Origin of the sequence: Erwinia sp. CGal63, assembly GCF_037026505.1 — a bacterium.
GTDB lineage: Bacteria > Pseudomonadota > Gammaproteobacteria > Enterobacterales > Enterobacteriaceae > Erwinia.
On sequence record NZ_JAKUMN010000007.1, the window covers coordinates 170,188 to 190,288 of the forward strand.

A 20,101-nucleotide genomic window follows, 5' to 3' on the forward strand; every position below is an offset into this window, starting at 1 on the left:
CTGACGCCACCTCAAAAACGAGTTTCGCCTGGATTAACGTTTTCCTTACAAAAAAATTGAGTTAAAATCGTTAAGATTATTCCTAACACTGACGATACCCATCCTATTGATGCATGCTTCACCAGGGCATGACGCGTTACAAAGCAAACTAAAACAAGAGACATCCATGACATGTTTCCCCGAGGTCAATCCATGAGGCTTTTTCGCCTGAGGCTGGATCTGCGCACGCTGATCATGCTGCTGGCCTTCGCCAGCATTGCGATTACGCTGGCTAACTCACTGTACGCCACCTGGCAGGTACAGCGGGAAGTGCTGATTGAGAACACGCTGGAATCCAACCGGGTTTACGCCACCAAGCTGGCTTCCACCACTGAAATGTTCTTTCAGCTGGCGGAGTCGCAGCTGGCCTATAGCGCGAAAACGCTGGGACAGAACAGCGATAGCGATGCGCTGATGCAGCGCGAGGTGATGCGCCTGCGCGAGCAGACCAACAGCTTTAACTCCGCGGTGATTGTTGACGCCAACGGCTGGGTAAAAGCTATATCTCCCGACTCCCTGATGCTGAAAGGCGTGCATCTGACAACGCCGGCGACGCGCCAGGCGCTGACGGAGCGTAAACCGCTGGTTAGCCAGCCGACGGTTTCCGTTGCCAACAACCTGATGGTGTTTGTTTCCTATCCCATCTGGTCGCCCAGCGGCGTTTATCTGGGCTTTGTGGGCGGAACCATCTACCTCAAGAAAAAAAGCATCCTCAATGAGCTGCTGGGCGAGCAGTTCTATCGCGACGGCTCTTCGCTGTATGTGGTGGACAGCGGCAATCGTGTACTCTATCACGAAAACAAGGCGCTGATCGGACAAAAAATTGCGCCGCTGCTGAGCGATAAGCTGAAGCAGAACAACGGCTACCAGCAGGTTTCGAAGAAAAACGGTGAGCCGATGCTGGCTGGCTACGCGATGGTGACCACGCCTGGCTGGATGATCGTGGCGATGAAGCCGACGCCAACTACGCTGACGCCGCTGACCAGCCTGATGTTGCAGGTGCTGCAGCGCGCCGTGCCGCTGGCGCTGCTGACGCTGGCGCTGGCCTGGCTGTTCGCTTGCCTGATCGCACGGCCGCTGGGGCAGCTGGCAGACAACGCCAGCCAGCTCGACGAGTCCGGCGTCGCCGTGGAGATCGGCGCTATCCGCTCCTGGTACTACGAAGCGGCGCAGATCAAGCGGGCAATGCTTACCGGTCTGGGTTTGCTGCAGGATAAGATCGGCCGCCTGAAGTTCGAGGTGCAGACCGATCCTATGACCTCATTGTTAAACCGCCGCGGCCTGAACGCCGTACTGGAATATTTTCTCGCCACGCGCCAGTCTTTCGCCGTGCTGGCGCTGGATATTGACCACTTCAAGCGCGTTAACGACAGTTGGGGCCACGATGTCGGCGACAGCGTTATTAAAAGCGTGGCGCAGCAGCTGGGCAAAGGTTCACGGCAAACCGACGTCGTTTGCCGCAACGGCGGCGAGGAGTTTTTGATGATCCTGCCTGGCGCCGATCGCGAAATGGCGGCGGTTATCGCTGAGCGGGTGCGTAAAAAAATCGAACAGCTGGCGCTGGCACCGGTCGGGCGCATCACGATCTCGGTTGGCGTGGCGCTGTGGGATGCGGATGAAATGCCGCTGGAACGCGTGTTTAAACAGGCGGACGATGCTCTGTATAGCGCCAAGCACGCTGGTCGTAACCGCGTGGTGGTCAGCGGCGAGTGGCAGGAAAGCGCGCAGGAACTTTATCGCCAGCATGGCTAACCTCTGGCGCGCGCTTTTTCAGCCCGGCGCCGTGCCTTGTTGGCGGCAATATTTTCTACACCGATAATGTGCCTGGACTGGCAATCGCTTGTCCGGGCGCTTTTACATCGAAAGAATAAAAGGTCATTTCAATTTTAACGGTAATAATATTTATAAATTGCCGGTAAATACTTCTCGCTGTATAGCGCAACGGCGTGCTTCGCCACTGAGTCTCTTCCGCCGGACGTCAGCGCTTTTATTAAAAACGCGGAAGAATGCCAGCATTTTGCGGGCGAGTGGGAGAGCGATCTCGCCGCCGTAAAGCAAAAGGAAGTCGAAAAAGGCATCGAGCTGGCCTGCGGCAAAGCAAAAGAAGAGAAAGAGGCGCTGCAGAGTAAATATAAAGGGAATAAACAGGTCGAAGAGCGGCTGGCCGACTACGATTTTTGATGGATAAAGAGAAGCAAAGAAGGGCGGATTAATGTCATCCAGCCCTTTAATCAGAAAACAGACTCAAGCCGATTTCAAATAGTCCATCACGATATCGTGGTGGTTGCTGGTTTTAAAATCGTCGAACACTTTTTCAATTTTGCCATCGGTGCCAATCAGAAAACTGATACGGTGAATGCCGTCATAGGTTTTCCCCATAAAGGTTTTCTCGCCCCAGATACCGAACTGTTCGCAGACCTGGTGATCTTCATCCGACAGCAGGGTAAAGTTCAGCAGCTCTTTCTCGGCAAAGCGCGAAAGCTTTTCCGGCTTGTCGGTGCTGATGCCCAAAACTTCCACGCCCGCTTTTTTCAGCTCATCCATGCTGTCGCGCAGACCGCACGCCTGTACGGTACAACCTGGCGTCATCGCTTTCGGGTAGAAATAGACCAGAACGCGCTGTCCCTGGAAGTCGGTCAAACTTACCTGTTCGCCATCCTGGTCGGGCAGGCTAAAGGCTGGTGCGGAATCGCCGGCTTTCAGTGGATTCATCACTACTCTCCATTATTTTCATCATGCTGTGGATACTGGACGACGCTAATAGTGCCTTGCGCATTTAACTCTGTACAGAGGCTGTTAAACGCCTGCTCAATAATTGCAGCATCCTGACTGGCAGGACTGTGAGCGGTAATTTGAATATAGAGCAATGGCGGCTGATTTTCTGCCGCAGGACGGGTGCGCGAAACCAGTTCGGCGATATTCATCTGATGCGAATCAAAAAGATCGGTAAAGCGTTCGATAATATGCGCGGAATCTTTAACCTCTACCTGTACCCAAACGGTAGCCGGCATCGGCGGCCTTTCGCGGAAGGTCGTGCGTTTCATCACGATCAGCAGCTCCAGCTCGGCGCCTTTCAGCGGCAGCGTCGATTCAATCAGAGCGATAGCGTTCCAGCTTCCTGAAAGCAGCATAATAAAAGTAAACTCATCACCCAGCATCGCCAGACGGCTGTCTTCGATATTGCAGCCGCAGCTGCTGACGTGGCGGGTAATGGTGTTAACTATGCCCGGTCGATCCACGCCCACGGCGGTGATAACCAGATGATGTTGCTCTGACTGCGGCAAAATAATGCTTCCTGTACGTCTCAGTGATTAGCAATTGTGATAACGCTAAGGTAAACATAAAAAATACCCTGTGCCAAGAGGCCTGGCGGGCTTGCCCGCTTGCTTTTCCTGGACGGACAAACGTACCATGAAGCACTTGTTTGTGGAGGGGATGGCTAATGTTTACGGGAAGTATAGTTGCGCTCGTTACGCCGATGGACGATAAAGGGTCTGTCTGTCGTGCAAGTCTGAAAAAACTGATTGATTATCATGTTGCCAGCGGAACAGCGGCAATCGTCTCCGTAGGAACAACGGGCGAATCGGCAACATTAAGCCATGACGAGCATGGTGACGTCGTGATGATGACGCTGGAGCTGGCCGATGGCCGCATTCCCGTTATCGCCGGCACCGGCGCCAACGCTACCGCGGAAGGCATTTCGCTGACCCGGCGTTTCGAAAACAGCGGCGTGGTCGGTTGCCTGACCGTTACCCCATACTACAACCGCCCGACGCAGGAAGGGCTGTATCAGCACTTTAAAGCCATCGCTGAAAGCACCGATCTGCCACAAATGCTCTACAATGTGCCGTCGCGCACCGGCTGCGATATGCTGCCGGAAACGGTAGGCCGCCTGGCGAAGATTAAAAATATTATCGGAATCAAAGAGGCGACCGGGAACTTATCGCGGGTTAGCCAGATCCAAGAGCTGGTCGATGACGATTTCGTGCTGGTCAGCGGCGACGATCTTTCCGCCCTCGACTTTATGCAGCTGGGCGGCAAGGGCGTTATCTCGGTGACGGCCAACATCGCCGCGCGCGAAATGGCAGCGCTCTGCGAGCTTGCGCAGCAGGGCAACTTCCGTGAAGCGCGCCGCCTTAACCAGCGCCTGATGCCTCTGCATCAGAAGCTATTTATTGAGCCTAATCCTGTCCCGGTAAAATGGGCGGCTAAAAAATTAGGATTAATTGCAACCGATACGCTGCGTCTACCCATGACGCCGATGACTGATGCCGGTCGTCCGGTTGTTGAGCAGGCACTGAAAGACGCAGGCCTGCTGTAAATTTAGGGAGAAGTAATGGCTTACTCAGTACAAAAGTCGGCAATCGCGAAAGGGGTTGGCCTGTCGCTGGTGATGTTGCTGGCGGCATGTTCGAGCGATCAGCGCTACAAGCGCCAGGTCAGCGGCGACGAATCTTACCTTAAGGCCGCGGATATCAGCGAGCTGCACGCGCCTGCGGGCATGATCCTGCCGCTGCAGAACGGTGATTTCGATATTCCCGCTGCCAAAAGCAATGGCGCCGTCGGCAAACAGCTGGACATTCGTCCGCCGGCTCAGCCGCTGGCGTTGATCAACGGCGCCCGCACCCAGTTTGCCGGCAACTCCGGCGTACTGCTGCTGGATAACAGCAGCGGCGCGCTGTGGCCGCAGGTTGTGAATGTAGTGCAGGCGCGTAACTATCCCATCGCCAGCCGCACCGATGGCAGCCAGACGCTGACCACCGACTGGGTGCAGTGGAACCGCGCCGACGAAGATCACCAGTATCGTGGCCGTTACCAGATCGCCGTTCAGCAGCAGGGCTATCAGCAGGCGCTGAGCGTCAAGCTGCTGGAGCTGGAGCAGGAAGGCAAAGCCGTTACTTCTCCTGTACAGCAGCAGCGCTACACCGCGCAGATGCTTAACGAGCTGAGCGCCGGTCTGGATAAAATCGCCACCACGCGCGATGACGCGGCGGCGAAAGGCAGCACTGCGCAGATCAACGTGCAGAGCGGCGCGGATGATACCGGTCTGCCAAACCTGATCGTTCGCGCGCCGTTCAATCTGGTGTGGGAACGTCTGCCGGGCGCGCTGGAGCGCGTAGGTATGCAGATCAGCGATCGCAACCGTCCGCAGGGCAGCCTGAGCGTGAGCTATAAAGCGCCGTCCGATGAAACCTGGGACCAGCTTGGCGCGAAAGATCCTGAGCTGACCAACGGTAACTATAAGCTGCAGGTAGGCGATCTGGATAACCGCAGCAGCCTGCAGTTCCTGGATCCGAAAGGCCATGCGCTGACCCAGTCGCAAAACGACGCGCTGGTGGCTGTGCTACAGGCGGCATTCAACAAGTAAGCAGAGGGCCGACGCGCGTCGGCCTTTTTTATTTGCCGCTGCGTAATCGATTGCTTCGGTTTTTTCGCGTCCGATCATACAATAGACGCAACAGTTCCTGCCCGAGCGCTTTCCGTGGCGAAAGGCGCGAGGGAATTTCACGTTTGGAGTAAAGAGATGAAAAAGCAAGCTGAGTTGTATCGCGGCAAAGCGAAAACCGTGTACAGCACCGATAATCCGGATCTGCTGATACTCGAGTTCCGCAATGATACATCAGCACTGGACGGTGAGCGCATCGAACAGTTTGATCGCAAGGGAATGATTAACAACAAGTTTAACCATTTCATTATGAGCAGGCTGGCGGAAGCGGGCATTCCTACCCAGATGGAAGCGCTGCTCTCCGATAACGAAGCGCTGGTGAAGAAGCTGGATATGGTGCCGGTCGAGTGCGTGGTGCGTAACCGCGCGGCTGGCTCGCTGGTCAAGCGCCTGGGCGTGGAAGAGGGCACCCTTCTTAATCCGCCGCTGTTCGACCTGTTTTTAAAGGACGACGCGCGTCACGACCCGATGATCAACGAATCCTACTGCGAAACCTTTGGCTGGGTGAGTAAAGAAAATCTGGCGCGTATGCGCGAGCTGACCTTTAAAGCCAACGACGTGCTGAGCAAGCTTTTCTCCGACGCCGGTCTGATTCTGGTGGACTTCAAGCTGGAATTCGGCCTGTTCCATGGCGAAGTGACGCTGGGCGACGAGTTCTCCCCGGACGGCGCGCGCCTGTGGGATAAAGAAACGCTGAACAAAATGGATAAAGATCGCTATCGCCAGAGCCTCGGCGGCCTGATTGAAGCCTATGAAGAAGTGGCGAATCGTCTGGGCGTGAAGCTGGACTGATTTTCCCGGCTGCGGTTTCGCCGCAGCCCTTTAACTCCACCCGTTTTATCGCTGCCGCACGACTGTTTCTGTTCTGTGTATCTCCCGCAATACATTTCGCCATCGTCTGATTTTTTTCATACAGAGATTCCCTCATGCTGGTTTCCTCCGCGACGGGCCGCCATCGCCGTCAGGCTGGTGTTAGCGGACGGCCGCGACTAAAATCAGTCAAACAATCTTATAACCCGAGGTAATTTATGCGTTGGCAAGGGCGCCGTGAGAGCGATAACGTGGAAGATCGCCGTAATGAATCCGGTAACTCAATGGGCGCGGGAAGAATGCGTATTCCCCGCGGGAAAGGCGGGATTATTCTGCTGATCGTCGTGATGATCGCTGGCTACTACGGCTACGATTTGACGCCGCTGCTGACCGGCGAATCCTCTTCGCTCTCCTCGCAGCAGCAGCGCAGCACGCCACAGCAGGATGAGGCGGCGAAGTTCACCTCGGTGATGCTGGCGACCACGGAGGATACCTGGCAGAAAATCTTCCAGCAGATGGGTAAAACCTATACGCCGCCTAAGCTGGTGATGTATCGCGGCGTGACCCGTACCGGCTGCGGCACCGGCCAGTCGGTGATGGGGCCTTTCTACTGCCCGAACGACAGCACCGTTTATATCGATCTCTCTTTCTACGATGAGATGAAAAACAAGCTGGGCGCGGACGGCGATTTCGCGCAGGGCTACGTGGTGGCGCACGAGGTCGGGCACCACGTGCAGCGCCTGCTGGGCATTGAACCTAAAGTTCGCCAACTGCAGCAGCAGGGCGATCAGAAACAGGCTAACCAGCTCTCGGTGAAGATGGAGCTGCAGGCGGACTGCTTCGCGGGCGTCTGGGGACACTATATGCAGCAGGAGAACGTGCTGGAGCCGGGCGATCTGCAGGAGGCGCTGAACGCCGCCGAAGCGATCGGCGACGACCGGCTGCAGCAGCGCAGCCAGGGCCGCGTAGTGCCGGACAGCTTTACGCATGGCACCTCGCAGCAGCGCTACACCTGGTTTAAAAAAGGCTTCGACAGCGGCAATCCTGGCCAGTGTGATACCTTCGGTGGCTGATCTGAGCGACGTCGTCGCGCAGACAGAGCAATTACGTACCCGGGGAATGCGGCGGCTGATGGCGATCAGCGGCGAGGCGGAATGGTGTGGGCAGCAGGCGCAGCAGTGGATGTCGCTACTGCCGGGCGACTGGCTCTGGCTGGGCGATGCGCCGCAAAGTCCGCTGCACTGCGCGCCCAAAGCGATGCGCACGCTGCTGGGGCAGGAGTTCCTGCATGCGGTGTTCGACGCGCGACACGGTTTCAACGCCGAGGCGCTGGCGGTGCTGGCAGGCACGCTGAAAGCGGGTAGCTGGCTGCTGCTGCTGACGCCGGAATGGGCCAGCTGGCCCACGCAGCCCGACAGCGACTCGCTGCGCTGGGGCGATACTGCAGCGCCCATCGCCACGCCTAATTTTATCGCTCGCCTGCAGCGGCTGCTGCTGGCCGATCCGCAGACGGCACGTTTTTGCCAGCATCAGGCGCCTGTTCTTCCTGAACCGCCGGAGGCGCCGGACTGGCTGCCTGACGACGACGTACAGCAGCAAGCTCTGCTTGACCAGCTGCTGACGGCGAAGCCGGGCGTCTCTGTTGTTACCGCGCCGCGCGGCCGCGGGAAATCCGCGCTTGCCGGATCGCTCGCGGCTCGCTGGCCCGGCCGCTGCCTGATCTCCGCGCCGGCAAAAGCGGCCACCGATGTGCTGGCGAGGTTCGCCGGCGAGGCTTTTGAGTTTATCGCGCCAGACAGGCTGCTGGCGCTTGCTCCTCAGGATCGTCCCACGGATATCGACTGGCTGCTGATTGACGAAGCCGCCGCCATTCCCGCGCCGATGCTGGCGCAGCTGGTCAGGCTTTACCCTCGCACGCTGTTAACCACCACGCTACAGGGCTATGAAGGCACCGGTCGCGGCTTTATGCTGAAGTTTTGCGCCAGCCTGCCCCAGGCGACGCTGTACAAGCTCGATCGCCCTTTGCGCTGGTCGGCGGAGGATCCGCTGGAACAGTTTATCGATCACGCCCTGCTGTTTAACGAAGCTGAAGCGGAAGAGAGCCGTGCGCCGATCCGCTTCTGCTTTCCGCAGCAGGCGGAGTGGAGCACGCAACCGGCAAAGCTGGAAGCGATCTACCAGCTGCTGACCAGCGCGCATTACCGTACTTCGCCGCTGGATTTACGACGCATGATGGATGCGCCAGGCCTCTCTTTCAGCGCGGCGCTGCAGGAAGATAAAGTGTCGGGCGCGCTGTGGCTGGTGGACGAAGGCGGCCTGACGCCGGAGCTGGCGCGGGCGGTCTGGGCTGGCGTGCGCCGACCGGCTGGCAATCTGGTGGCGCAGTCGCTGGCCGCGCACGGTGGCTGGCCGGAAGCGGCGCAGATGCGCTCGCGGCGTATCAGCCGTATCGCTATTATGCCCGCGCTGCGACGGCAGGGCATCGGCGCACGGATGGTGCAGCAAAGCCTTACGCAGGCGCGGGAACTCGATTTTCTGTCGGTCAGCTTTGGCTACACAACCGATCTGTGGCGTTTCTGGCAGGCCTGTGGTTTTCAGCTAGTGCGCATTGGCACGCGTACGGAGGCGAGCAGCGGCTGCCATACCGCAATGGCTATCCTGCCGCTGAGCGAAGGTGCGAAGGTGCTGGCTGCCAAAGCGCATCGCCGCCTGGTAAGGGACTGGCGCTGGCTACGGCCTTTTCTCCCTTCGGTGGATTTGAATTTTCCCGAGGCTGTAACGGAAGCTCTGGATGAAGAGGACTGGCGCGATCTGGCGGGTTTCGCCTGGGCGCAGCGCTCGTTTGAATCCAGTATCGGCGCGCTGGGCAGGCTGATTGATGAAGCGCCGCAGACGCTGCCATTGTTGCAGAGCGCGCTCGTGGAAGGACTTGCACAGGCGGAGCTGGTGCAGCTGTCGGGTCTTTCCGGCCGCAAAGCGCTGCTGCACGGCTGGCGGCAGGAAGCTGAACGGGGACTCATGGCGCTGAACAGCGAAAAAGCGGAGGCGTTGCGGCTGGAGATGACGGCCCTGCGTGAGCAGAGCCGCCCGGAAGTGTAATACAGCAATAAAACAGGGGCCGAAGCCCCTGAACTATTTTTTCTTCGGCCAGTCGTCGTCGTCATCCCACTTATCGTTAAAGTCGCGATGCGGCGGCAGCTCCGGCCGGTTATCCATATATTTTTTATGGTCGATACGCTTCAGGTCTTTATAGACATTCATCAGAATGCCGACCATCAGCACGATACCTATCAACCACCAGTACTCTTTCAGCCATTCCATACTCAATCCTTACGCTATTAACTGTTCCATAATGCGCTGGTACATGCGGCTCAACAGCTGCAGATCGGCGGCCTTAACGCACTCATTTATTTTATGAATGGTGGCGTTGACCGGCCCTAACTCCACGACCTGCGCGCCCATACGGGCGATAAAGCGACCGTCAGAAGTGCCGCCGGTCGTCAGCAGCTGCGGCTTTATTTCATTATAGTGCTCAACGGCGTTTACCACCGCTTCAACCAGCTTGCCGGTTGAAGTTAAAAAGGGCTGGCCGGAAACAACCCAGTCGAGCGTATAGCGCAGCTGATGACGATCCAGCAGCTCCTGCACGCGCTGTTTAATCATCGCATCGGTTAACTCCGTACTGAAGCGGAAGTTAAACTGCACGAAGAACTCGCCAGGGATGACGTTATTACTGCCGGTACCGGCCTGCACATTAGCGATCTGCATACTGGTCGGCGGGAAGAACTCGTTGCCTTTGTCCCATTCCGTCGCCGCCAGCTCGTTCAGCGCGGGCAACGCGCGATGTACCGGATTGTCGGCCAGATGCGGATAGGCTACGTGGCCCTGTACGCCATGAATGGTCAGGTTGGCGGTCATTGAGCCGCGACGGCCGTTTTTCACCACGTCGCCGACCACTTCGGTGCTGGACGGTTCGCCGACCAGACAGTAGTCCAGCCGCTCATTGCGCGCCATCAGCGCCTCAACCACTTTTACCGTGCCGTTAACGGCGCTGGCTTCTTCATCCGACGTGATCAGAAAAGCCAGCCGTCCTTTATGCTGCGGATAGCTGGCGACAAAGCGTTCAGCGGCGACAAGCATCGCCGCCAGCGAGCCTTTCATATCCGCCGCGCCGCGACCAAACAGCATACCGTCGCGGATAGTAGGTTCAAAAGGCGGGTTAATCCAGCGGTTGGCGTCGCCTGCGGGCACCACGTCGGTATGGCCGGCAAAGGCCAGCGTTTCGCCTTCGCCGCGCCATGCCCAGAAATTTTGCGTATCGCCGATATTCATCAGTTCAACGGTAAAACCCAGCGCCTTCAGGCGCTCGATCATTACGGCCTGACAACCGGCGTCATCCGGGCTGAGGGAAGGGCGACGAATAAGCTGCTGCGTCAGCTCAATGACCGGACAAAACATAATCAGGACTTCTCCACGATAAAAGATGAGTAGTTGGCTTCATTAAAACCCAGCAGCATAGAGCCGTCAGCCCGGCAGAGCAATGGCCGTTTAATAAGGGCCGGCTGCGCCAGCATAAGCTGCTGCGCCGCCGCCGCGTTATCGACCGCGCCGCGCGTCTCTTCATCCAGCTTGCGCCAGGTGGTGCCGCGCGTATTCAGCAGCGCCTCCCAGCCCAGCGTATCGGTAAAGCGCTGCAGCATAGCCGCATCCAGCCCGTCCGCGCGATAGTCATGAAACTGATAAGCCACGCCGTTCGCTTCTAAATACTTCCGCGCTTTTTTTATGGTGTCGCAATTTTTGATGCCGTACATCGTCAGCATGGCGGGTTACCTTCTTTTTTCTGTGGGTTTCATCTATATTCGATACTGCTCAGGCGCTGAGTTTACAATGGATACGCCTGTGAGGCACGGAAGACGGTACAAACCCCAGGAACAGAGGAGAAGGAGGGACAATATGAACTATATGAAAGCGTCTTCCGCCCATACGGTTGAAGAGACAAAGTCGACAATTGTTATCGCCAGAAAAAAAGAGAGCCGTTGCGACGAGTTCAATCATATCGTTGAAGCGGTGCTGGCCGAGCATCCCGATGCCAAAACCCATATCGACAGCGAGAGCGGCGGCTACGACAGAATCATCGTCCTTAAGTAGTGACGCGCGAGGGGGCCTGGCCCCCTCGAAAATCCTCTTGTCCCGCTGCTTTTATCCTCGCCTTACCGCCGCCTCAGCTTTATCAGCCACTTAGCGGATGCTCTGTTTCCTGATGATAAGCAGGCTATTAATTCCCTTAAAAATCAGTCGATAAGAAATGTGCGCCGCCGCACATATTAGGATAATTCTTAATTTTTAACCTGCCTTCATGGCTGAAAGTTGTTCACTTCACCTTAGGAATAATCTTATAATAGCCTCACTACAACGAGAGAGGTGATGTATGATCGACTTAGAACTGGGGAACTGGAAAGACTTTATCGAAGCGATGTTGACTCGTAAGTAACACACTCGTAAAGAAAAGCTCGGCGACGCAATCAATCAGCTTTAACTTCAGTATCCGAATTTAAAAAAGGCAGCCTTCAGGCTGCCTTTTCTCATTTATGCGATCGGCCTCTCTTTTAACGGGAAACGCCGCCGCACCAGCACGAAGAAAATCGGTACAAAAAATAGCGCCAGCACGGTGGCCGCGATCATTCCGCCCATCACGCCTGTGCCGACCGCGTGCTGGCTGCTGGAGCCAGCGCCGTTGCCGATAGTCATCGGCAGGACGCCAAAGATAAAGGCCAGCGAAGTCATTAATATAGGACGCAGACGCTGGCGGGAAGCTTCCAGCGTCGCCTCCAGCAGATCGCGGCCTTTGCTGTTCATCTCGTTGGCAAACTCCACGATAAGGATGGCGTTTTTCGCCGACAGTCCGATCACCGTCAGCAGACCAACCTGAAAATAGACGTCGTTTTCCAGCCCGCGTAGCCAGGTTGCCGCCAGCGCGCCAACCACGCCCAGCGGCACCACCAGCATCACAGAGAAGGGCACCGACCAGCTTTCATATAGCGCGGCCAGGCAGAGAAAGACCACCAGCAGCGAGATCGCGTAAAGCGCAGGCGCCTGCGAGCCGCTCATCCGTTCCTGATAGGACGCGCCGGTCCACTGCACGCCAAACCCGGTCGGCAGCTTGCTGACCAGCTGCTCCATGATATCCATCGCAGTGCCGGTGCTGACGCCCTGGGCGGATTCGCCGACGATCTCCACCGCTGAATAGCCGTTGTAGCGCTCCAGACGCGGCGAGCCCGTTTCCCAGCGCGTGCTGGCGAAGGCGGAAAACGGCACCATGCCGCCGCCGCTGTTGCGCACGTACCATTTATCGATATCGTCCGGCAGCATACGGAAGGGCGCGGCCGCCTGGACGTAAACTTTTTTCACGCGGCCCCGATCCAGAAAGTCGTTAACATAGGTCGAGCCCCAGCCGGTAGTCAGCGTGTCGTTGATATCGTCTACGGAGACGCCCAGCGCCTGCGCCTTGTGCTGATCGATATCGATGCGCAGCTGTGGCGTATCGTCCAGGCCGTTATGACGTACGCGAGCCAACGAGGCATTGCTCTCCGCCATCGCCAGCAGCTGGTCGCGCGCCTGCATCAGCGCGTCATGACCCAGACCAGCATGATCCTGTAGCTCCATATCAAAACCGGCCGAGTTGCCCATACCGGTAATGGCCGGTGGACTGCTGGCGATAACGCGGCCTTCACGGATCTTTTTAAAAGCTTCGGTGGCGCGCTCAATGATGGCGAAAGAGCTGTTCTCCGCGCCCGGTCGATCCCGCCACTCCTTCAACCGCACAAACATGCGCGCCACGTTTTGCCCGTTGCCGCCGGGGCCGGCGCCGATAGTGGAGAAGACGGAGAGCACGTTATCTTTTTCCTGCGTCAGATAATACTGCTCAACTTTGTTGACCACTTTATTGGTCTGCTGCAGCGTGGAGCCTGGCGGCAGCTGCACCTGGGTGGTAAAGACGCCACGGTCTTCCAGCGGCAAAAACGAGGTCGGCAGATGCAGGAACAGCAGCGCCATGCCCGCGATAATCACCACGTAGAGCAGCAGCCAGCGTCCGGCCTTCGCCACAATTTTTCCTACGCCGCGCTCGTAGCGATCCGCGTTACGATTGAAGGCGCGGTTGAACCAGCCGAAAAAGCCGCGTCGCTGATGATGCGCGCCTTGCGGCAGGGGTTTTAATAGCGTGGCGCAAAGGGCAGGCGTCAGGATCATTGCCACCAGCACGGAAAGCACCATCGCGGAAACAATGGTGACAGAGAACTGCCGGTAGATGGCGCCGGTGGTACCGCCGAAAAAGGCCATTGGCACAAACACGGCGGAGAGCACCAGCGCGATGCCTACCAGCGCGCCCTGAATCTGTCCCATCGACTTGCGCGTCGCCTCGCGCGGCGACAGACCTTCCTCGCTCATTATTCGCTCGACGTTTTCCACCACCACGATAGCGTCATCTACCAGCAATCCTATCGCCAGCACCATCGCGAACATAGTCAGCGTGTTGATACTGAATCCGCAGGCGGAAAGAATGGCGAAGGTGCCGAGCAGCACCACAGGCACGGCGATGGTCGGAATTAGCGTGGCACGGAAGTTTTGCAGGAACAGATACATCACCACAAAGACCAGTGCGATAGCTTCCAGCAGCGTTTTCACCACATCCTCAATGGAGGCGACCACAAAAGGCGTGGTTTCATAGGCGATCTCCGCCTTCAGGCCCGGCGGAAAATAGTGGGAAAGCTCATCAATTCGCGCTCTGACCAGCTTATCGGTTTGCAGCTCGTTGGCGCCTGAGGCGAGCTTGACGCCCAGACCGGATGCGGGCTGGCCGTTGTACTGGCTCAAATAGTCATATTTTTCCGCGCCCAGCGCTACCTCCGCTACGTCGCCCAGCCTCACTTCGGAGCCATCCTGATTGACGCGCAGCGTGATATTGCGGAACTGTTCGGGCGTGGTTAACAGCGACTGAGAGTTGATAGTGGCATTGAGCGCCTGACGCTCTACGGAAGGCAAACCGCCCAGCTGGCCGACGGCGACCTGGCTGTTTTGCGACTCGATAGCGCTGACGATATCGGAGGTAGTCAGCGCATAGTTGATCATTTTATTGGGGTCCAGCCAGATGCGCATGGCGTACTGTGAGCCATAGGCGTCCACCTGACCGACGCCGTCAATACGGCTCAGCGGATCCTGCACGTTACTGGCGACGTAATCGGCGATATCCTGCTTATCCATGCTGCCGTCGGTAGAGACAAAGGCCACCATCAGAATATTGGTGTCGCCGGTTTTGGTTACCGTCACGCCCTGCGACTGCACGGCCTGCGGCAGCTTGCGCAGCGCGGTCTGTAGCTGGTTCTGCACCTGCTGGCGCGCCTCGTCGGGATTGGTGCCTGCGACAAAAGTCAGCGTAATGGTCGCCTGGCCGGTATTGCTGCTCTGCGACGACATATACATCAGGTTATCGATGCCGGTCATATTCTGCTCGATAACCTGAGTGACGGTGTTCTCCAGCGTCTGCGCCGAAGCGCCGGGATAGTTGGCGGTAATGCGCACGTTGGGCGGCGCCAGCGCCGGATACTGCTCTACCGGCAGCGAAAAAATAGCCAGAGTGCCGGTTAAGCACAGCAAAATTGCAATCACCCAGGCAAAAATGGGGCGATCGATAAAAAAATTCGCCATTGCAGGCTCCAGGCAATTTTTAAACAAAATGACGGCTGGAAAACGCCGCGCGCAATGAGGCTTAACGCTGTTTGTGACAGCGCATTGTTATTTTGCAGAGCGCTTCACTTTACCCGCTGCCAATGAGGGAATCGTGGAGAAATTAAGGATAAAGTGTAAATTATCGTGCCTGTTCGTGGTGCGATTTAACGCTGGCGAAACAACCTGTTTTTATCCGTGACCAGGCGAAAAGCAGAGCGAAATTCGCGCGCCGCCTTGCGCTGCCTGGGTGATATCCAGCTCTGCGTTCAGGCTTTTCGCGCGCTCCTGCATTATAGCCAGGCCATAATGGCCGGGTTTGGCTTCCGCCAGGCTAAAGCCCTGGCCGTTATCGCTAACGTCGATTTGCAGCAGGCCTTCTTCCGGCTGCATGACGCGTACCGTAATTTCACTGGCTCGCGCGTGGCGAATGGCGTTCAGCAGCGCTTCCCTGACAATCTGTAAAACATGTACCAGCTGTTGAGCCGTCAGATGCTGCTGCTGTATCTCGCTGGCGAGGTGAATATTTGCCTCCGTTTGCTGGCTGAGCTGGGCCACGACCTGGCCCAGCGCTGTAGGGAGATCGGCCGGCTCTACCGACAGGCGGAAGGTGGTCAGCAGCTCGCGCAGCTGACGGTTGGCCTCGGTTAGCGCCACGTCGATTTCGCCAACGATAGCCGCCGGAGGCGTTGCCACTTCCACCACGCGCTTGAGTCGCGCCAGCTGAATACGCAGATAAACCAGCGACTGCGCCAGCGAATCGTGCAGCTCTCTGGCAATAGTGGCGCGCTCTTCCATCAGCAGCAGGTGGCGCATTTTCTCTTCGGCGTCGTCCAGCTGCAGCGAGCGGGCCAGCATACTTGCTAAACCCTGCATAAGCGCCGGTTCGCTCTCCCAGGCCTGCCAGCGCAGCACGCCGCCCGCGGTCTGTTCCAAAGGCAGACTGTGCCAGGGCAGATTTTCATGCTCTGCACCGGCGGTTAGTCGCCAGCGAGGCGGCGCTTCCAGCGCGATTGCCGGCAGGTTTTCATGTTTTTGCGCCAGTTTCAGTACCTGCGCATAGGCTTTATCGTGGCCGCGCAGCATCTCGGAGCAGCGGTAAAGCAGCTTCAGCCTGCGGTTCGCCTGGCGCAGATTAACGGTTTTCTCTTTTACCGCCTGCTCCAGCCACAGGTACTGTTTCTCCAGCTGTCCCGACATCCGCGCAAAAGCTTTTGCCAGCAGCGCGATGGCGATAAAGCCGAGCAGACATGCGCCCGCGACCAGCTTCATCTTCAGTTCCGCCCAGCGCTGCAGGGCGAGCACGAACCGATCTATCTGCGCCACATAGCGCGACACATTCTGCTGAAAGTGCTGGCTGTCGCCCGCTTCCAGCTGCGGCTGCAGCTTTTGCCAGGCCGTCAGCAGCTCCTGGTAGCGCGCTTTGACGCTGTTCGGCACCCAGGCATGCTGTAGCGAAAGCAGTACCGGCGCTTCAACGGCGTGCTGATAGCTGAGGATATCGCTGGTCAGCGAAGGCGATTGGGTCGCGGCGTCCAGCGCCAGGCGATAGCTCTGCATACGCAGCGATCCCGCCATATTTATCGCCTCGGCGTCGCGCAGGCTGGCGGAGAGCGTCAGCAGCGCCAGAAAAGAACAGAACACAGCCAGCAGCACGATAGCGAACAGGGCGCTGGCCAGGCTGCGGGTAACAGAACGCTTAAACATCGGATGCTCCAGAGCGGGATCAAACAGCGGCCGGGCGATATCGCCAGCCGGTAAACGCTGGCGGCAGTATAGCGTTCCTGCCGCTGGCGCAGCTAACGGGATAACGCGTTCTTGTGAAAGATCAAAAGTGTGCGCCAGCGCGCTTGAAGCCAGACGCGGTGACGGGTAAAGTGAACATATTGTCATCTGAATATGTTGCAAATTAATACAAAGTTACACCCTACGAAAAAAGTAACTTTTATTGACGCTTCTTTTGATAAATGTTTGTTGCCCGTACATTCCTTTAACGCTTTTACCCCTCGTTTACTCTGCTTTGCATCCTGCGCGCCATAGTTAACTCCGTATCCCGAATCACTTTCCGGCAACCCGGAGAAAGGAGCTGAATATGAGTAAACTCTCTGCCATTGTCACTGCAGCTATCCTCGCCGCCACCTCGTTTTCAACGCTGGCGGCCACCCAGGTTAATGAAGAGCAGAGCCAGAATCTGCAACAAATGGGCACGGTTTCCGTAACCGGCGTGCGCGGTTCGCTGGATGACGCCACCGCCCATCTGGCGCAAAAAGCGGAAGAAATGGGCGCCAGCCATTACCGCATTATTCGTGCCGACACCCCAGGCGACTCCAGCCTGTGGAGCGGCAACGCCGAGATTTACCGCTAAGCGAACCCCTGTCCCATGTAGCTTTTCCCCCTGTTGGAAAACCGACCGTCTTAAGCGGTCGGTTTTTTTTTCGTCCTCTGATGAAAGTCACAAAACTTCACGATTTCGGCCACAGATTTTTTGCGTCGGCTTTACAGAACGGGTAGGATGCATCGCCGTGATTTTCCCACTTCCGTCAAGACTATAACTACAGGAAAACAGGGAAAACGCCCAAATGCCCGTGCGGCAACGCAATCGTTTGGTTAGCGCAACACAATCAGGTCGCCCGGGAAAGGCAGCCGTATCACTGTGGACAGGATAATTAGGAAAGAAAATGAAAGCTGATAAAAAAGCGGGTGCCGACAAGCGAGCCGCAAGACGACGTTGGTTAAATTCTCATGATTCCGGCTATCACAAAGCGATGGATAATCGCCATGTGCAGATGATCGCCATTGGCGGTGCTATTGGTACCGGCCTGTTCCTCGGTGCGGGCGCCCGCCTGCAGATTGCCGGCCCGGCGCTGGCCATTGTCTATCTGGTCTGCGGCATCTTCTCCTTCTTTATACTCCGCGCGCTGGGCGAGCTGGTTCTGCATCGTCCCTCCAGCGGCAGCTTCGTTTCTTACGCACGCGAATTTTTAGGCGAAAAAGCCTCTTACGTCGCGGGCTGGATGTATTTTGTTAACTGGGCGATGACCGGCATCGTGGATATCACCGCCGTGGCGCTCTATATGCATTACTGGGGCGCGTTTGGCGACGTACCGCAGTGGGTCTTCGCGCTGGGTGCGTTGGCCATCGTCGGCACCATGAATATGATCGGCGTGAAATGGTTCGCCGAGATGGAGTTCTGGTTTGCGCTGATCAAGGTGGTGGCTATCGCCGTTTTCCTGATCGTGGGCGTGGTATTTCTCGGCAGCGGCAAGCCGCTGGACGGCAACGAAACCGGCTTCCATCTGATCACCGATAACGGCGGCTTCTTCCCGCACGGGCTGCTGCCTGCGCTGGTGCTGGTGCAGGGCGTGGTTTTCGCCTTCGCCTCTATTGAACTGGTGGGCACGGCGGCGGGCGAGTGTAAAGATCCGAAAACCATGCTGCCAAAAGCGATTAACAGCGTGATCTGGCGTATCGGCCTGTTCTATGTGGGATCGGTGGTGCTGCTGGTGCTGCTGCTGCCATGGAACGCCTATCAGGCGGGTCAGAGTCCGTTCGTCACTTTCTTCTCTAAGCTGGGCGTGCCTTATATCGGCAGCGTCATGAATATCGTGGTGCTGAGCGCGGCGCTCTCCAGCCTTAACTCCGGCCTTTACTCCACCGGCCGTATTCTGCGCTCTATGTCTATGGGCGGTTCGGCGCCGAAATTTCTCTCTAAGATGAGCGGTCAGCAGGTACCTTACATGGGCATCCTGGTGACGGTAGCCGTCTATATTGTGGGCGTCTGGCTCAACTACATTGTGCCTTCCCGCGTCTTTGAGATCGTGCTGAACATCGCTTCGCTGGGCATCATCTCCTCATGGGCCTTTATCGTGGTCTGCCAGATGCGCCTGCGTAAGGCTATCAAAGAAGGTAAAGCGGAAGACGTTAGCTTTAAGCTGCCATGGGCGCCGTTTACTTCCTGGCTGACGCTGCTGTTTCTGGCCAGCGTGCTGGTGCTGATGGCGTTTGATTATCCGAACGGCACCTATACCATCGCCGCTATCCCTTTGATCGCCGTGGTGCTGGTGCTGGGCTGGTTTGGTGTGCGTAAACGCGCTCAAGAAATTGCGCAGACCCAGCACGATCACGAGCAGGAAGAGGCGGCGAAGTAAAGCCGACGGAATGCAACGAGGCGGCCGCGATGGCCGCCTTTTTTATGCGGCTTTCGGATAGTTTTCTGTGACCGCCGACTCTATGATGTCACTCTTCTGTTAACGACAAGGGCGTCGCCATGTCAGCTAAAGTTGCCGTCATTAAAAATAAGATCCTGTCGGAAAATTGGTTTGTACTGCGCAATTTTACCTACGAGCTCACCGGTAAAAGCGGCGAAACTATTCGTCATAAGCGCGAGGTTTACGATCGCGGCGATGGCGCGACCATCCTGCTCTATAACCGCGAAAAAAACAGCGTCGTGCTGATCCGGCAGTTCCGCATCGCCACCTGGGTCAACGGCAACGACAGCGGCTTGTTAACCGAAACCTGTGCCGGCCTGCTGGATAACGATTCGCCGGAAGCGTGCATCCGCAAAGAGGCGATAGAAGAAACGGGCTATGAAATCGGCCGGGTAGAGAAGCTCTTCGATCTTTATATGTCGCCCGGCGGCGTAACGGAGCGACTGCACTTTTTCGCTGCAGAGTATAACGATTCGCTGCGCGTAACTTCAGGCGGCGGCGTGGAAGATGAAGATATCGAGGTGCAGGAGCTGAGTTTTCCCGAAGCCTGGCGTCGGGTGCAAACAGGTGAGATTAAAGATGGTAAAACGGTGCTGCTGTTACAACATGCCCTTATTGCAGGCTGGTTAAAACCTGACTGAGGGCGGCCAGCGCCTGTTGAAATCCTGTTTAGTAAATTGTCTGAATAAGACAAATAGCTTTTTACAGGTTAATAAAAACCTTTATCTACAATAACCTTATATTTAAAAGGGAGTAAAAGTAAATTATTCGCTATCGACAGGCCTTTATTTTAACCATAAGGTAAATATAAAATTAACCACCCCTGCTCGATCCCGACAGCAATAATGCTGTGAAAAAGCAAAAGCGCCGACAGGGT

The 20,101-nt window shown here is 56.9% G+C and carries 18 protein-coding genes; 11 read left to right on the forward strand and 7 right to left on the reverse strand.

The annotated features are described in order from the left end of the window. Positions 1-192 precede the first annotated feature (192 nt). Positions 193-1,791, forward strand: a complete 1,599-nt coding sequence (locus tag MKZ79_RS18775; RefSeq protein ID WP_336144161.1) for a sensor domain-containing diguanylate cyclase — start codon at positions 193-195, stop codon at positions 1,789-1,791. A 492-nt stretch (positions 1,792-2,283) separates the two neighbouring features. Here MKZ79_RS18775 and bcp read toward each other — a convergent pair whose 3' ends face one another. Further along, positions 2,284-2,751, reverse strand: coding sequence for a thioredoxin-dependent thiol peroxidase (gene bcp / locus MKZ79_RS18780; protein ID WP_336144162.1), 468 nt, complete (start codon positions 2,749-2,751; stop codon positions 2,284-2,286). Between the two features lie 2 nt (positions 2,752-2,753). After that, a complete protein-coding gene (locus MKZ79_RS18785) occupies positions 2,754-3,323 on the reverse strand; it encodes a glycine cleavage system transcriptional repressor (RefSeq protein ID WP_336144163.1) in 570 nt (189 codons plus the stop codon). Positions 3,324-3,481: 158 nt separating this feature from the next. Between MKZ79_RS18785 and dapA the strand changes: the two genes are divergently transcribed. The 5 genes from dapA to MKZ79_RS18810 all read left to right on the forward strand — a co-directional run bounded on the left by dapA (position 3,482) and on the right by MKZ79_RS18810 (position 9,394). Beyond that, complete coding sequence (dapA, locus tag MKZ79_RS18790; protein ID WP_336144164.1) at positions 3,482-4,360, forward strand: 4-hydroxy-tetrahydrodipicolinate synthase; 879 nt, start codon at positions 3,482-3,484, stop codon at positions 4,358-4,360. Positions 4,361-4,375: 15 nt separating this feature from the next. Further along, positions 4,376-5,407, forward strand: a complete 1,032-nt coding sequence (gene bamC / locus MKZ79_RS18795) for an outer membrane protein assembly factor BamC (protein WP_336144165.1) — start codon at positions 4,376-4,378, stop codon at positions 5,405-5,407. A 156-nt stretch (positions 5,408-5,563) separates the two neighbouring features. Continuing rightward, positions 5,564-6,277, forward strand: coding sequence for a phosphoribosylaminoimidazolesuccinocarboxamide synthase (gene purC, locus MKZ79_RS18800; protein WP_336144166.1), 714 nt, complete (start codon positions 5,564-5,566; stop codon positions 6,275-6,277). Between the two features lie 236 nt (positions 6,278-6,513). Then, positions 6,514-7,368: a KPN_02809 family neutral zinc metallopeptidase gene (ypfJ, locus tag MKZ79_RS18805; RefSeq protein ID WP_336144167.1), complete on the forward strand. Its 855-nt coding sequence runs from the start codon at positions 6,514-6,516 to the stop codon at positions 7,366-7,368. Between the two features lies 1 nt (position 7,369). After that, positions 7,370-9,394 carry a tRNA(Met) cytidine acetyltransferase TmcA gene (locus tag MKZ79_RS18810; protein ID WP_336144210.1) on the forward strand — a complete coding sequence of 675 codons (2,025 nt, stop codon included), beginning with the start codon at positions 7,370-7,372 and terminating at the stop codon, positions 9,392-9,394. Between the two features lie 33 nt (positions 9,395-9,427). Here the strand turns inward: MKZ79_RS18810 and MKZ79_RS18815 are convergent, their stop codons facing one another. Genes MKZ79_RS18815 through MKZ79_RS18825 form a run of 3 tightly spaced genes read right to left on the reverse strand, consistent with a single transcriptional unit; the run spans position 9,428 to position 11,115 of the window. Beyond that, a complete protein-coding gene (locus tag MKZ79_RS18815; RefSeq protein WP_336144168.1) occupies positions 9,428-9,616 on the reverse strand; it encodes a YpfN family protein in 189 nt (62 codons plus the stop codon). Positions 9,617-9,625: 9 nt separating this feature from the next. Next, the gene (dapE, locus tag MKZ79_RS18820; protein WP_336144169.1) at positions 9,626-10,753 is read right to left on the reverse strand and encodes a succinyl-diaminopimelate desuccinylase; all 1,128 of its coding nucleotides are present in this window, start codon (positions 10,751-10,753) and stop codon (positions 9,626-9,628) included. A gap of 2 nt (positions 10,754-10,755) precedes the next feature. Beyond that, positions 10,756-11,115, reverse strand: a complete 360-nt coding sequence (locus MKZ79_RS18825; RefSeq protein WP_336144170.1) for an ArsC family reductase — start codon at positions 11,113-11,115, stop codon at positions 10,756-10,758. Between the two features lie 133 nt (positions 11,116-11,248). On the opposite strand from MKZ79_RS18825, the gene MKZ79_RS18830 reads away from it, so the two are divergent. Continuing rightward, the gene (locus MKZ79_RS18830) at positions 11,249-11,443 is read left to right on the forward strand and encodes a hypothetical protein (protein WP_336144171.1); all 195 of its coding nucleotides are present in this window, start codon (positions 11,249-11,251) and stop codon (positions 11,441-11,443) included. Positions 11,444-11,723: 280 nt separating this feature from the next. Further along, positions 11,724-11,786, forward strand: coding sequence for a protein YpfM (gene ypfM / locus MKZ79_RS18835; protein WP_152601344.1), 63 nt, complete (start codon positions 11,724-11,726; stop codon positions 11,784-11,786). Positions 11,787-11,881: 95 nt separating this feature from the next. Here ypfM and acrD read toward each other — a convergent pair whose 3' ends face one another. Continuing rightward, positions 11,882-14,998, reverse strand: coding sequence for a multidrug efflux RND transporter permease AcrD (acrD, locus tag MKZ79_RS18840; RefSeq protein ID WP_336144172.1), 3,117 nt, complete (start codon positions 14,996-14,998; stop codon positions 11,882-11,884). A 210-nt stretch (positions 14,999-15,208) separates the two neighbouring features. After that, positions 15,209-16,723 (reverse strand): type IV pili methyl-accepting chemotaxis transducer N-terminal domain-containing protein, encoded by a 1,515-nt coding sequence (locus MKZ79_RS18845; protein ID WP_336144173.1) that lies wholly within the window; start codon positions 16,721-16,723, stop codon positions 15,209-15,211. 385 nt (positions 16,724-17,108) lie between these two features. On the opposite strand from MKZ79_RS18845, the gene MKZ79_RS18850 reads away from it, so the two are divergent. From MKZ79_RS18850 to nudK, 3 genes are all read left to right on the forward strand, one after another. Then, positions 17,109-17,381: a YdgH/BhsA/McbA-like domain containing protein gene (locus tag MKZ79_RS18850; protein ID WP_336144174.1), complete on the forward strand. Its 273-nt coding sequence runs from the start codon at positions 17,109-17,111 to the stop codon at positions 17,379-17,381. Between the two features lie 313 nt (positions 17,382-17,694). Continuing rightward, the gene (ansP, locus tag MKZ79_RS18855; protein ID WP_336144175.1) at positions 17,695-19,164 is read left to right on the forward strand and encodes an L-asparagine permease; all 1,470 of its coding nucleotides are present in this window, start codon (positions 17,695-17,697) and stop codon (positions 19,162-19,164) included. A gap of 119 nt (positions 19,165-19,283) precedes the next feature. Next, the gene (gene nudK / locus MKZ79_RS18860) at positions 19,284-19,865 is read left to right on the forward strand and encodes a GDP-mannose pyrophosphatase NudK (RefSeq protein WP_336144176.1); all 582 of its coding nucleotides are present in this window, start codon (positions 19,284-19,286) and stop codon (positions 19,863-19,865) included. Positions 19,866-20,101 lie beyond the last annotated feature (236 nt).

Bases quoted from the DNA above. Each gene is read 5' to 3' on its own strand.
- MKZ79_RS18775 (WP_336144161.1), top strand. From the start codon at position 193: ATGAGGCTTTTTCGCCTGAGGCTGGATCTGCGCACGCTGATCATGCTG.
- bcp (WP_336144162.1), bottom strand. From the start codon at position 2,751: ATGAATCCACTGAAAGCCGGCGATTCCGCACCAGCCTTTAGCCTGCCC.
- dapA (WP_336144164.1), top strand. From the start codon at position 3,482: ATGTTTACGGGAAGTATAGTTGCGCTCGTTACGCCGATGGACGATAAA.
- bamC (WP_336144165.1), top strand. From the start codon at position 4,376: ATGGCTTACTCAGTACAAAAGTCGGCAATCGCGAAAGGGGTTGGCCTG.
- purC (WP_336144166.1), top strand. From the start codon at position 5,564: ATGAAAAAGCAAGCTGAGTTGTATCGCGGCAAAGCGAAAACCGTGTAC.
- ypfJ (WP_336144167.1), top strand. From the start codon at position 6,514: ATGCGTTGGCAAGGGCGCCGTGAGAGCGATAACGTGGAAGATCGCCGT.
- MKZ79_RS18815 (WP_336144168.1), bottom strand. From the start codon at position 9,616: ATGGAATGGCTGAAAGAGTACTGGTGGTTGATAGGTATCGTGCTGATG.
- dapE (WP_336144169.1), bottom strand. From the start codon at position 10,753: ATGTTTTGTCCGGTCATTGAGCTGACGCAGCAGCTTATTCGTCGCCCT.
- MKZ79_RS18825 (WP_336144170.1), bottom strand. From the start codon at position 11,115: ATGCTGACGATGTACGGCATCAAAAATTGCGACACCATAAAAAAAGCG.
- MKZ79_RS18830 (WP_336144171.1), top strand. From the start codon at position 11,249: ATGAACTATATGAAAGCGTCTTCCGCCCATACGGTTGAAGAGACAAAG.
- acrD (WP_336144172.1), bottom strand. From the start codon at position 14,998: ATGGCGAATTTTTTTATCGATCGCCCCATTTTTGCCTGGGTGATTGCA.
- MKZ79_RS18845 (WP_336144173.1), bottom strand. From the start codon at position 16,723: ATGTTTAAGCGTTCTGTTACCCGCAGCCTGGCCAGCGCCCTGTTCGCT.
- MKZ79_RS18850 (WP_336144174.1), top strand. From the start codon at position 17,109: ATGAGTAAACTCTCTGCCATTGTCACTGCAGCTATCCTCGCCGCCACC.
- ansP (WP_336144175.1), top strand. From the start codon at position 17,695: ATGAAAGCTGATAAAAAAGCGGGTGCCGACAAGCGAGCCGCAAGACGA.
- nudK (WP_336144176.1), top strand. From the start codon at position 19,284: ATGTCAGCTAAAGTTGCCGTCATTAAAAATAAGATCCTGTCGGAAAAT.